Annotated in this window: 9 protein-coding genes; 2 read left to right on the top strand and 7 right to left on the bottom strand. The window is 55.6% G+C overall.

All coding sequences use genetic code 11. The features are described from left to right. On the bottom strand, positions 1 to 582 hold the full coding sequence (locus BLR09_RS02685) for an RNA polymerase sigma factor (protein WP_143010999.1): 582 nt from the start codon (positions 580 to 582) through the stop codon (positions 1 to 3). Positions 583 to 823: 241 nt separating this feature from the next. On the opposite strand from BLR09_RS02685, the gene BLR09_RS02680 reads away from it, so the two are divergent. Next, the gene (locus BLR09_RS02680) at positions 824 to 2,695 is read left to right on the top strand and encodes a glycoside hydrolase family protein (protein ID WP_245689858.1); all 1,872 of its coding nucleotides are present in this window, start codon (positions 824 to 826) and stop codon (positions 2,693 to 2,695) included. A 51-nt stretch (positions 2,696 to 2,746) separates the two neighbouring features. Here the strand turns inward: BLR09_RS02680 and BLR09_RS02675 are convergent, their stop codons facing one another. From BLR09_RS02675 to BLR09_RS02660, 4 genes are all read right to left on the bottom strand, one after another. Then, positions 2,747 to 4,360, bottom strand: coding sequence for a RagB/SusD family nutrient uptake outer membrane protein (locus tag BLR09_RS02675; protein ID WP_093197347.1), 1,614 nt, complete (start codon positions 4,358 to 4,360; stop codon positions 2,747 to 2,749). A gap of 14 nt (positions 4,361 to 4,374) precedes the next feature. Next, entirely contained in the window at positions 4,375 to 7,713 is a 3,339-nt protein-coding gene (locus tag BLR09_RS02670; RefSeq protein ID WP_218126578.1) for a TonB-dependent receptor, read from the bottom strand. A gap of 160 nt (positions 7,714 to 7,873) precedes the next feature. Beyond that, complete coding sequence (locus BLR09_RS02665) at positions 7,874 to 8,941, bottom strand: FecR family protein (protein ID WP_093197344.1); 1,068 nt, start codon at positions 8,939 to 8,941, stop codon at positions 7,874 to 7,876. A gap of 73 nt (positions 8,942 to 9,014) precedes the next feature. Further along, positions 9,015 to 9,614 (bottom strand): RNA polymerase sigma factor, encoded by a 600-nt coding sequence (locus BLR09_RS02660; protein ID WP_093197341.1) that lies wholly within the window; start codon positions 9,612 to 9,614, stop codon positions 9,015 to 9,017. A gap of 249 nt (positions 9,615 to 9,863) precedes the next feature. On the opposite strand from BLR09_RS02660, the gene BLR09_RS02655 reads away from it, so the two are divergent. Beyond that, a complete protein-coding gene (locus tag BLR09_RS02655) occupies positions 9,864 to 10,868 on the top strand; it encodes a sterol desaturase family protein (protein ID WP_093197339.1) in 1,005 nt (334 codons plus the stop codon). 50 nt (positions 10,869 to 10,918) lie between these two features. Here the strand turns inward: BLR09_RS02655 and BLR09_RS02650 are convergent, their stop codons facing one another. Next, positions 10,919 to 11,902 (bottom strand): hypothetical protein, encoded by a 984-nt coding sequence (locus BLR09_RS02650; protein WP_093197336.1) that lies wholly within the window; start codon positions 11,900 to 11,902, stop codon positions 10,919 to 10,921. 10 nt (positions 11,903 to 11,912) lie between these two features. Further along, entirely contained in the window at positions 11,913 to 12,800 is an 888-nt protein-coding gene (locus tag BLR09_RS02645; protein ID WP_093197334.1) for a sugar phosphate isomerase/epimerase family protein, read from the bottom strand.

Here is a 12,800-nt window from a genome sequence, read left to right as displayed (position 1 = left end):
TTAATCGTCTTTTCGGTATCGGAAATACAGATCCCGGAGTTGTTGTGCGCAGCGGAAGCGTTTTACTTTGGCCGAGCCTTCCTGAATGCCGAGGAGTGCGCCGCATTCGGCGAGGGATTTCTCCTCGACGTAAAAAAACTGCATCAGCTTCCGGCAGCCATCCTGCAATTCCAGCATCGCTTTTTCGAGGGCGTTCAGGTCTCCGCCGGGCGTGTTGGCGACGTCGGCCAGATCCCACTCGAAGTCCTCGTCGTCGTCCTCGCCGGTTTTCCGGAGACTATCCAGCGGCAGGGGTTTATCGGTATCCCGCATAAACGTATACCATTTTAATTGACAAAGGCGAAAGACATAAGCGCCTACCGGCTTGCCGACAAACTGGTACCGTCCGTTGCGGAGGTTTACTGAAAAAACCGCGAACGCTTCCTGAAGGATATCACCGGCATCGTCTTCGGAGACCGTGCTTCGTTGCAGGGCATAGGGGATAAACCGCCGGTAAACATCGGCATAGAGAGTATTCCAGGCTTTTTTCTCGTCGGAGACAAGCGCCTGATACAACGCTTCGTCCGCTTGAGAGGAGGACAAATGACCGCTCGGATACATACAGTGGGGTTGAGAATTTCCCGGGAAAATAGCCACTTTACTTAGTATGCAACACTGCAAAATAGGGTTATCGGCCCGATCTGGAAAATTTTAGATTTGTCGAAATACTTGCTGTCTCAGAAGGGCGGTCCGGTTTTGGCGCAGCCGGAACATTGTCCGCGCTTCGGGCTAGCCCGCCGACGCCTTTTCGGCGTATTCTCCGGTACATCAGTTGCTGTCAGGTATGTTTCGTTTTATAGGTATTGTCTTTCTGCTGGGAACGGGTGTCGCGCAGGCGCAGACGGGCAGCGCATCCGAGCCCGTCCGCTACGTGGGTGGAATCAGTGCCGATCCGCAGGTACACGAAGGGCGGCTCCGGTATGCCATCGGTGTCGAAAGCCGTCAGACCGTCCGGGCCAACCGCACGCGTCCCGAAGAAGCAGACGGCTTCGGCTGGACCTACAACCACGGGTCTGATCTTTGCTACTGGAAGGGGAAATTTTACCAGGAATACCTCAGCAATCCGGTAGACGAGCACATCGCTCCGGGACAAACACTCCTCGTTACTTCCACCGACGGGCGTACCTGGACAAAACCCCGCGTTGTTTTCCCGCCCTATTCTGCGCCGGACGGCGTGAAACTGCCCACCGGCTCCACCGGATATATGATGCACCAGCGAATGGGCTTTTTTGTCGCACCCAACGGAAAGCTGCTCGTACTCGGTTTCTATGCCCACGCCGAAGAGCCCTTCCGGGAGGGCGGTATCGGCCGGGTAGTGCGCGAAATGCGGGAAGACGGTACGATGGGGCCCATCTATTTCATCCGGTATACCAGTCATACTTCGGCGGACGGTGTGCGCTGGTCGGAAAAGAATACCCGCTATCCTTTCTACCGGTCGTCGAAAGACGCCGGATTTATCGCCGCCTGCGAAGCCCTTCTTGCAAATCGCCTGCATACGCTCCAATGGCGGGAAGAGGACAACGGACTGGATGGGTTTTACCGCAATAACCTCGATACTGCACTTGATTTACAGGCCTTTAACTGGTATCACCGAAAAGATGGAAAGCTGGTAGCCCTCTGGAAACGCTCCAAAGCTGCGCTATCAGAAGACGAAGGAGCGACGTTTTCCCTGCCCGTCAAGGTTCCGACACTCACCATGGCCGGCGGCAAGCAATGGGGGCAGCAAACGCCTGACGGCCGGTATGCGATCTGCTATAATCCCATCGAGACGGATGAATACCGCTATCCGCTGGTCGTGGTTACGGGAGACGACGGTATTCTCTACGACCATATGCTGCTGGTTCAGGGCGAGGTACCCCCGCGCCGGTTTTTCGGCCGGTGGAAAGACTTCGGTCCCTGCTACATGCGGGGTATCCCGGAAGGCAACGGCAGACCACCCGGAAACGATATGTGGCTGTCGTACAGCATGAACAAGGAGGATATCTGGATCAGCCGTATTCCGACGCCGGTACGGTATGCGGTGCAGGGGGATGTCCTGGATACCTTCAACAACCTGACCCCGGGCGGTGCAGTACCCGACTGGAATATCTATGTGCCGGCATGGGCGCCGGTGACAATCGTTGACCGGAACGGAGAAAAATGCCTGGAACTATCGGATCGCGACCCATACGACTATGCCCGCGCCATTCGTGTTTTTGAAGAAGGTACAACGGTGGAATGTTCGCTGAAAATAAAGCCGGCACAGGCTAATCACGGAAGCCTCGAGATTGATCTCACGGATCAGTACGGCAACCGTCCGGTACGCATTCGTTTCGATGACCGCGGGAAAATTGTTGCCCTGGACGGAACCGTCGAAAAAATAGCCGGTACCTATGAGCCGGATCGGGAATATGCGGTGAGTATCCGGGTACGTACCGGCCTGACCGCCGGGTCATTCGATCTTTCCATCAACGGCAAACCGGTTCTCGAAAAAGCCGCGCTGGCGGAAGCAGTGAAATCGGTCGAGCGTTTGTCGCTGCGCACCGGGCCCTACCGCGATTTACCCAATCGTAAAACACCGAATGAAGACCCACATCCGCCGCTGCCGGGAGCAGACGAGCCGGTACGTATGGCGTCTTTTCTGGTTGATGATGTGGTGGTACGGGTGAAGCGATAACAACGAAAAACGGCTGAGCAGACGCTCAGCCGTTTTTCGTTCGGACAAAAATCAGTATCCCGGATTCTGCGTCAATGCACTATTGACAACAAAAGCCGTCGTCGGTACCGGGAAAATCCGGCGCGTAACGGCCGCATCGGTTTTGAAACCCCATTTGCCTTCAAACTTCCCGAAACGGATCATGTCATTGCGGTGCCATGTTTCGTAGGCGAGCTCGCGGGAACGCTCTGCGAAGAGGTCTTCGAGCGTCACCGAGGTCCACGCCGGGGAAGTAGTCCGGTTAGAGCGTACCATGTTGACGAGAGACAGCGCCGTATGTCCCATCGTCGGCGCTGCACCGCGAAGCAGCGCCTCGGCCTTCATCAGGATGACGTCAGAATAACGGAAGACGGGTACATCGTTGTTTTGGTTCCGGGAAGTAGAGGACTGATCCGGGTAAAACTTGATGTTCCGGTAGCCCATATTCCAGGCGATTTCGTCGTTTCCGCAATCAAAGGTCGTCACGTCCTGCCGCAGCGTTACGTTCGGCGTCAGCTCCACCTGGTAGGTATAGGGCGCTGCGCCGTCGGAGCCGGCATAAAACTGATCGTACCCCTTTTTGGTGGTGGTGACAGTGACGGGCGTGACGCCGTCGTTCATGTACTGCTTGCCGGTCAGCCACTGACCGTTGCGGACGTCGTTCGGATCGTTGAAATGCGCGTAAAACTCCGGAAGTGTACTTTCTGCCGCACTCGGTGTAAACGGCAGGTTGAATTTGGCGCGGGCCGATCGCGGAACGTCGTACCGGGCCCGGTACATGAATCCGTTGGTACCCGGCATCGCGATCGCCGCCGGATCGTACGGTACGGCAAAGATGAATTCCTTCATCTGCGGGCCGTTGTCCGGGTAAAACATCTTCAGGTACGAACTGCGCGGCTCAATCGCATACAAGCCGGTATTGATGACGCTGTCGCAGGCTACCACGCAATCCTGATACCGGGCGGTTCCGGTGTAGTACTCGGCGTTGAGGTACATTTTGGCGAGCAGTGCATACCCGGTAAACTTGTTGGCCCGCCCGTAGGTAGCCTGGCCCGTCGCCCGGCTGAGGTACGGCAGGGCGGCTTTCACTTCTTTCTCGATGAAATTGAAAACCTGCGTCCGCGGTACGTTCGGGTGTGGCGTATAATCGCCATAGGTGGTATCAATCGGGACATTTCCGAAAAGATCCATCATCATGAAGTAGGCCGTCGCCCGCAGCATTTTCAGCTCGGCGAGGTTCATCGGCTTCGCTGTCGAATTCGCAGGAATGGTTTTGTCGAGAATCGACAGGGCCTGATTGGTAGTACCGATCACGGTCGACAGCCAGCTCCATGCACTCGCCGTCCACGGGTGATCTTTCGTCCAGCTGTGGTAGTGAAGCATCATATAGTTCTGATTATCATACCAGTTGCCGCCGCGGGCCGGGAGGATGGCCTCGTCAGTACTGAGCGTCTGCATGAACCAGTAGTCGAGCGCGAAATTGCCCCGGAAAGCCGCGTACGGAGGTCCGGATGCCTGGATAAACTGGGCAGAATTCTGGGGGAAAATTTCGGGAGTCAGTTCCGTGGTGACCGGCACGTTGATGTCGTGACACGCCGTCAGGGCGCCGGTGAGCAGGAGGAGGAAACCGCCAAATATTTTGTTCATGATTCGTTGCTGTTTCAGAATGACACGTTTACACCAAAGAGAAGGGTACGGGTTTTGGGGTAGAAGTTGTTGGAATCCACCCCGGGAGCAATCCCTCCCTGATTCACTTCCGGATCAATGCCCTTGTACTTCGTCAGCACGAAGGCATTGTTGACCGTGGCATAGAACCGGACCGAGCGCACCGACGGACCGAGGTTGCGGAAGTTGTACCCAAGCGTTGCGTTATCGAGCCGCACATAGCTGCCGTCTTCGATGAACCGCGTCGAATACTTGTAAGCGTTGACGTCTTTGATTGACTCATTTCCTGCTTCCACCAGAATATTCGAATACTGCGCCGTACTCGGGCGGAACAGATCCGCCCGGGTGGCGTTGAAGATCTTGTTTCCGAAGACTCCCCGGAAAAAGATATTCAGGTCAAAATTGCCGTAGCGGAAACTGTTGGTCCAGCCGACGAGCAGCTTCGGCTGCGGGCTGCCGGCGTAGCGGTAGTCCACGCCAATGGACGGGGTCGTCGTCAGACCGCCATTTTTCGTGTAATACTGCGACACGCCCTGGTCGTTTTTCCCGGCATACTCGATCGTAAAGAACTGACCGAGCGGCTTGCCGGCTTTCAGGATTTGCAGGGTACTGTTGGTCTGACCGCCGCCGTCCGGTTGCGTCAGGCGCGTGGAGTCGCCGCCGGCAAACAGTGGGTTGGTGAGGCTCGTGATCTTGTTGACGTTATGGGCCAGGTTCAGATTGGTCGACCAGCTGAACCGCCCGGCTTTTACCGGCGTCGCACCCAGGCTTACCTCAATCCCCTTGTTGTTCATGCTGCCTCCGTTGGCGACAATGCTGCCCGACGGTACCTTCACGGGGTCTACACGGTAGGAGTAAATCATGCCGGTGGTATTCTTGTCGTACCATTCAACGCTACCGGAGATTTTGCCTTTCAGGAGGGAAAAGTCTACGCCGATGTTGGTCGTCGCGGTCTTTTCCCACTGAAGATCAGCATTGGAGGCCTGCGTCGGACCATACGCTGCCGTCTGAACGCCGTTGTAATAGTAGGTGCCGAGGCTGCCGGAAATGACCTGCGCGGTATAGGCATTGAAACCGGAAGAGTTACCCGTCACGCCGTAGCTGGCGCGGAGCTTCAGGTCGTCGAACGTCGACTGGTTTTTCATGAAGCCTTCCTGGCTCACGCGCCAGGCTACCCCCGCTGCGGGGAAGTACCCCCAGTGATGATTGGCGCCGAATACCGAGCTGCCGTCGCGGCGGATCGATGCCTGCAACAGGTACTTCTCTTTGAAGTTGTAGTTCAGACGGCCGAAGTCCGAAATCAGCTTTGTTTCCTGGTAGATACCATCTGCCCCGAAGTTGATCCGGTAAGAGGAAATCGCATATGGATTGCTGAGCGACAGGTTGTTATACGAAATATTGTCTACCGGGAAATTGGTGCTCGTCGTCTGGAAACCGTCTCCATAGACATTTCCCTGATAGGAATACCCGACAACGGCATTGATCGAGTGATCGCCGAAGGTCCGGTTCCACGTCAGGAAACTCTCCACGATCTTGCTCGTATTCTGGTAGGTATTCCGCAGAGCCGAGCCATTCGTTCCAAAATTGACAAGTATTTTCGTGGCCGGAGGATCGGGGTTGTTGTAAAAGTTGGCGCTGTTATACTGGGAATAATATGCGCCATAGTACTCGCCGTGCATCGACGACAATCGCTGATACGACACATTCAGGTCATAACTCAGCCCAAAGGGCAGGTTGAGGTGTGCCGTAAACGCGCCCGTCAGGTTGTTGTTCTTGGTGTTATCCTTTCCCTGTTCGACCATCGCCACCGGGTTGAAGTAGCCGGTGTTGATGAAGTTCTCGAAATAGGAGCCGTCGGCATTCCGGATGGGCGATACCGGCAGGTGGTTGATCATCTGCAGGAGGACGTTATTCCGCATCGGCGTATTGTTGGCATTGCTGCTGGAGTTCGTGACGGTCAGGCCGAGTTTGAGCTTGTCGTTAAACGCCGATTGCTCCATTGACAACCGCGCAATGACGCGGTTCAGCGAACTTCCCTGCAAAATACCCTGCTTGTCGAGGTAGTTGAGGCTCATCGAGTAGGTACTGTGCTCGGTACCGCCTCCCAGCGAAAGGTTGTGGTTGTGGGAGATAGCTGTACTCCGCTGAACGGCATCCTGCCAGTTGGTATTCGCGCCTTTGTCGTCGGCAGGCGAGAAAGACAGGTTGTTTTTCGTCAGAAAACCCCGCAGCTGATCGGCATTCATGACGTCGAGCTGGTTCGATACTTTTTCAATACCGACATACCCGTGGTAGGAAATCTGCATCTGGCCTTTCTTTCCGCGTTTGGTCGTAACGAGAATAACGCCGTTGGCGGCCCGGTTTCCATAGATAGCGGTTGCCGCCGCATCTTTCAGGACGTCGATCGACGCGATATCATCCGGCGCAATGGTTGAAATATCTGCGCCCGGAATGCCGTCGATCACGTAAAAAGGTCCCTGTGAACTATTGAGCGTCGACGCCCCGCGGAGAATAACCGCCGCATTGGAGTTCGGGTCGCCGCTGGCCGAAATATTAAGTCCCGGAACTTTGCCCTGCAGCAACTGCCCGACATCGGCGATGGCGCCGACGTTCATTTCGCCGGGTTTCACCGTCGAGATAGCACTCGTCAGGTTCTGGCGGGTTTGGGTACCATATCCGACCACCACCAGTTCCCTGAGGCTTTGCGTATTTTGTTTCAGGGCGACAGTCAGTTCGGTTTGCTTACCGACTGCCACTTCCTGCGATTCATATCCTACATAACTGAAAACGAGCGTCGTACCTTCCTCTTCCGGAATATCCAGCTGGAAGGAACCGTTTGCGCCGGTGGTAATTCCCCGGCTGGTGCCTTTGATCAGTACGTTCACCCCCGGAATGCCCTCACCGTTTTCCGCGGCGGTGACGCGTCCGCGGATGGGCCGGGCCTGGGGGCGGTCCTGCGGCGTTTCAACCCGCGGACGGGCGCCCAGGACAATCTGCCGTCCGGAAACGGTATACGTCAGCGCGCCGGGAGCCAGCAGCTGCTCCAGCACCTGATCAAGGGGCTTGTCGGTTACCTGCAGGGTTACGGCCGGAAGGTTTTCGACGAGGTCCGCGCGGTAAAGAAACTTGACCGCCGTCTGCTTTTCGATGGCCGTCAGTACTTTCTTCAGACTCTGGTCATGAACCTGAAGGGAAACGCGCTGGCGCAGCAACTCCTGCGCCTCGCTGTCATGGGCGAGGGCGAAGCTGCTGCAGAATAAAACAAGGAGGAGATGACAGACCGATATCCGCATAGCTTGTACGACAAACGCAGAACCGCGTAGCGATTTTTTCATACATTTACTTGTTTTTGTTTTTGAGGAAAAGGCAAAAACTCCCCATGGTCCCCGGCAAGGGACGACGACGGCAATCGTTTGGGGAACAGGGTCGGTCATGAGGCAAATGACCGGCCTTCTTTTTTGAAAAAGGGAATCAGGAAGTCATAGAAGAGGATTTTCAGGGTGAACAACCTTTCGCGGTAATCACAATCTGCCCGTCGACAAGCTCGTACCGGGCGTCAAGTCCCTGGCAAAGCAATTGGATCTTGTCCTGCAGGGATTCGTCTTTCAGCGACGCTGTCAGCCGGCAATGCTGCAACAGCGTTTCGTCGAAGACGATCGTGACGCCATACGCCTGTTCCAGTTTCCGGAAAATCTCCGGCGCCGGAACATTATCGAATTCAAAATCGGAGGTTGCCGCCGTGGGGAGCAGTTGCGGTCGTTCGACCAGCGTGCGCCCTGCCGGTTTGTCGCTTCCGTCAAAGGTGAGTTGCTGATTGGGTGTGAGGACAATACCGGTAAGCTGGCGGTCCGTTGTCTTCTGTTCTGCCTCCGGATCGGTACGCGAGAAAACAGATACCCGACCCGTTCGTACTTTCACCGTCACCTGCCGGTCGTTTTCCGACGTTTCGACGGAGAAACTGGTCCCGAGGACCTTCGTTACGACAGTCCCGGAATACACCAGAAAAGGCTGCCGGGGATTTTTTGTCACCGTAAAAAAGGCATTTCCGGTCAGGTAGACCTCCCGTCTCGGAAGTTCCTTAAAATCAGCGGCATAGCTGATACGGCTGCCCGGCGCCAGGTCAACCGTACTGCCATCTGCCAGCCGTACCTGTTGGGTACGGTCGGTTTCATTGACCGTTTCCAGGAGCGAAGTCCCGGCCTGGCTGACCAGTTCCCGGTACACGGAAGCACGGGGGCGGAAGTAAAAATAGAATGAGGTGAAAAACAGGACGAGGAGGCAGGCAGCGGCAGCCCAGCCGGTCGCGCCAAACAGACGTCTCGGTGGTGCCGGATGCATACCGCGCTCGATGTGTTGCCACATGCGGTCTACCTGTGGTTCGGCCGGGCGTACTTCCGGCAGGGTCGAGGCAGCGAGAATCAGCGCTTTTGCCTGTTCAGCTACTATTTTCTTCTCCGGATGCTGCCGGAAATAGTCTTCCCAGAAAGAAGAATCATGCCCCTGACGAACCCAGGCAACAAAGGAATCATCCTCCCAGAAGTCTTCTGCGTCTTGATACGACATCGTTTTGAAAGCCTTACGAGGGTACCAAAGCAGGAAAACTTTTTTTTAACTCACTTATTCTGAAAAAAAAATCTCACGAAAGTCCCGGATACATGAGGAGAGGCAGAAAAGCCGCCAGCAGACCGAAAAGCTCTTTTAGTTTGCGCAGGGCGCGCTGAATGAGGTTGCGGACCGACTGCTCGTTCATCTGCATAATCAGAGCGACCTGCTCCCAGGAAAAATCATCAAAGAAGCGGAGGCGGATGGCTTCATGCTGCCGCGCCGGCAGTTGCAGGAGTACTTCCCGGAGACGGTGGAGATCGAGCGTATGCTGTTCCTGAAAGATATAATCCGCTTCATAGGAAGGAATTGCGTGATCGGAAGACGGCGAGTCCGGAATCTGCACGGTCAGACTGCGACCCTCGGATACCTGGCGAATCCGCCGGCGAAGCGACCGGAAGAGGTAAAATTTGACGGAAGTCGTTTCCGAGAGATTTTCCCGCAGCCTCCAGAGGTCGATAAAGAGCTCCTGAATCGCATCCTCCACTTCCGCCGCATCGGCCAGAAAGTGATACCCGTAATTGTACAGTACCCCGACATACCGCTGATACAGCCCGGCAAAGGCATCGGCGTCTCCTTTCCGGAACTGATTCCAGAGTTGAATGTCATCGCTGGTATGCCAATCGGTTTTCATCAGGGGACGGGAACGTAGTAGGTAGGGAGAAAAAGCATCGGGCAGAAAAGACGGCCGTTGACCAGAGTACCCCTAATGATACTACCTGCGACTACCGCCCGGAGGAGTTGTACCATTGTGTCCAAAGATAGTTGAATATTGATATATTTTTCCCAATCGGTCCAATTTGGTTGCAAAGAAGCAGGTGAAGATGTGTAACTTTAAATGCATTTCGAATAACATTTCAACATCTCTGATACTATACCAACTATGGAATTTCTGGAAACCCTGTACCGGGAGTTTACGGGATTTTTCGGTTTCGAAGGCCTGATCAAGATCATTCAGTCGGGCGATTACTCCGTTCTGCTGACGAAAGACGGATTTTTTACCGCCATCCGCCCGGTAATCCCTGTCTTACTGGTGATTGAGATCATCCGGGGGCTGATCGAGAAGAACTTCGATTTCAGGCACTACCGGATATCCCTGCTGACGTACATCTTCAACCGCGTCGTCTCCCGGTTTATCTCCATCGCCGCGGTGACATTTTGCATCGGCGTTTTTGAACCGATTTCGCTCCTGAAGACCAGCATGACCTGGTACTGGTTTATCTACGGATACATCGTCTGGGAACTGGCGCACTTCGTCTACCACTATTACGGCCATAAAGTGAGGCTGTTCTGGTGCCTGCATTCCACGCACCACGCGCCGGAAGGAATGAACCTGTCGGTGGCACACGCGCACTTTTTCCTGGAAGGACCTTACGCGGACGTCATTCGTACCTCGATCTGTATTTTTCTCGGCGTCACACCGCCGATGCTTTTCCTGATCATGGCAATTGACGGTACCTGGGGAACGATTATCCACGTTGGCGAAAACCTGATGAAAGACGGCCGTATGGGCTTCTTCAACCGGATTATCCTGACGCCGTCCCACCACCGCGTGCACCACGCCCGCAACCCGGTGTACATGGATACCAACTTCTGTAACCTGCTCAATATCTGGGACAGAGCGTTCGGAACGCTGCAACCGGAATTGAAGGAGGTGAAAATCGAATATGGCATTACCCGGCCTATGAAATCCGGCGATTTCATGGATGCCTATTTCGGGGAATTCATTGCCCTAGGGAAAGACGTATACCGTGCACCGGGGCTGAAAAATAAACTGCTCTACATCGTAATGCCTCCGGGCTGGAGCCATACCGGCGACCACAAAACGGCGAATGTCGTCAAGCGGGAATACCTGCAGCATGATCAGTCCGCCGCAGTAGAGGGATAGTCAGGGCCGGCTTCTTGCCGGCCTTTTGTTTTGCTCCGGATACCGGAGTTCTATGGCTTGTTACCAACGTTCCGGATATTGACCAGCCGCACCAGCAGATCAAACCAGAACGGGGCCCCGAAGCTGAGCGCCGTAGCGGTAAGTACCCAGCCGAGCAGGCTCCAGCTCGCGAAGGCATGCAATACCTGGCTGCAGCCGTCTCCGAAAGACGAACCCGGCCGGAACTTCCAGCCTACCGGAAGGCTGAATCCTTCCACGTTGTCCTTGAGATACTGAAGGTAGGTGGCCCGGACCTGTACCTGTTGCATGGCAGTGAGATCCGTGCGTATGGCGCCATCGGCCGTTACGACGTCGGGCAGCCGGCCTGCCAAATAGGAGCGGAAAGACGCGTCCTGGCCGAGGGCAGCGTCGGAACGGGCTGCAACTCGCTCCGCCTCGGAGACGAGCCGGGCGCGCAGCGTGTCATCGTTCAGCAACCGCTGCGTCAGGTGGATCGTATCCAGGTTGAAGAAAAGCGTTATCACCACTGCCACGATCCGGACTATCCGTTGCGCGTACTGTTTGAACCAGCCCGACACCTGCTCCATGTAGCCGTCGTACCAGGTTTCGAGCCGCCGTTCAAAATCCTCAAAACCCGACGCCTCCCGGAGAAAAGGCTGTACAAACGCCAGCAACGAACCTGCCGCCGGTACTGCGGTCTGCGCAGCTTTTCTCAGCTCCTGGAAAAACGCGTAGGACCCCAGCGCAGACGCGCCGGTTTCTTTGGCAAGAAGATCCAGTACGACGGTCGAAAAAGAACGCCCCGACAAGTAAGAAATAGGCTTTTTCCCGCTTTTTACGTGAACCAGCGGATGGTCGTAGAACGCAGCCAGCTGACTGGCCGACACTAGTTTACCCAGCGATTCTTTGAGCAGTTCCGCACGCTTTTCAACCAGCGAATTGAGGAACTCAACCGTCCCTGACACGAACAGGCTGAAGACAAAGAAGATAAAGACGAGGCTGAGCGCGACATCCAGCAGACTGGAGATTTCCATGTGCTTACGATCAGAATAGGTTCCTGACGTTCCGAAGGTCTTCCCGGTGCGCGGCGACGGCATTCAGGGTATTGGGAGACGCCGCCTCCAGGCACTGTTCCAGAACAAGATAGGGGTGGATTTTTAAATCCCGGAACCGATCGCTCAGTCGTTTGTAATCAATATCTCCCTCCGCCTGAAAGGCTTCCAACCAGGTACCGCCCACCGACTGCCGGAGGTGTACGGCGGCGATCCGCTTGCCATAAAGTTCGACGATGTCAAACAACGCAACCTGCGAATTTCCCGAACCGCGGTACACCCAGTGGGCATCCAGGCACAGATGTACGTGCGCGGGATCTGTCGCCAGCATCATGTGGTGAAATTCCCGGCCGGCAGCCCGTAATTCCACGTCATGGGTGTGGTAGGCGAGCGTCATACCTTCAGACCGCAACCGGGCGCCGAGGTCGTCCAGGTAGCGGGCCTGCGTCATCAGTTCTGAATCGCTTTTGTTTTCCGGACCACCCCATTTGATCGGGCTCGGGTTGGTGACCACGATCCGTGCGTCGGCCTTCCGGGCTTCGCGGGCAATCGCGAGTACGTCGTCGACGGACTGCTTCGCCTCCTGCTCCTTGTGCAACAGCGTATTGACATACAGCGAGGGCATCGTCAGCCGGTGCTTTTGGAGAAGGGGAATGAGACGGCTGATCTGTTCCGGTCGGGTGATACTCGGCTCGTAGGCCGTCAGCCCGCTGGAAGCAAAAGCGGCAAGGGAGGCATCCAGGTCGGCGTCCCAGTCTTTTTTCTCCCGCCGGTAAAATGTTCCCCAGGCATATTGGTTGCAGCCTATGGGCCATTCGGCCGACCAGGCAGAAAGCGCCGCCATCGCCGGGACGGTTGCAAGAAAATGTCGTCTGTTCAT

The sequence above is a fragment of the Siphonobacter aquaeclarae genome, from assembly GCF_900103285.1.
GTDB lineage: Bacteria > Bacteroidota > Bacteroidia > Cytophagales > Spirosomataceae > Siphonobacter > Siphonobacter aquaeclarae.
The sequence above is the reverse complement of the archived record's forward strand: the minus strand, read 5'-3'. Positions and strand labels throughout refer to the sequence as shown.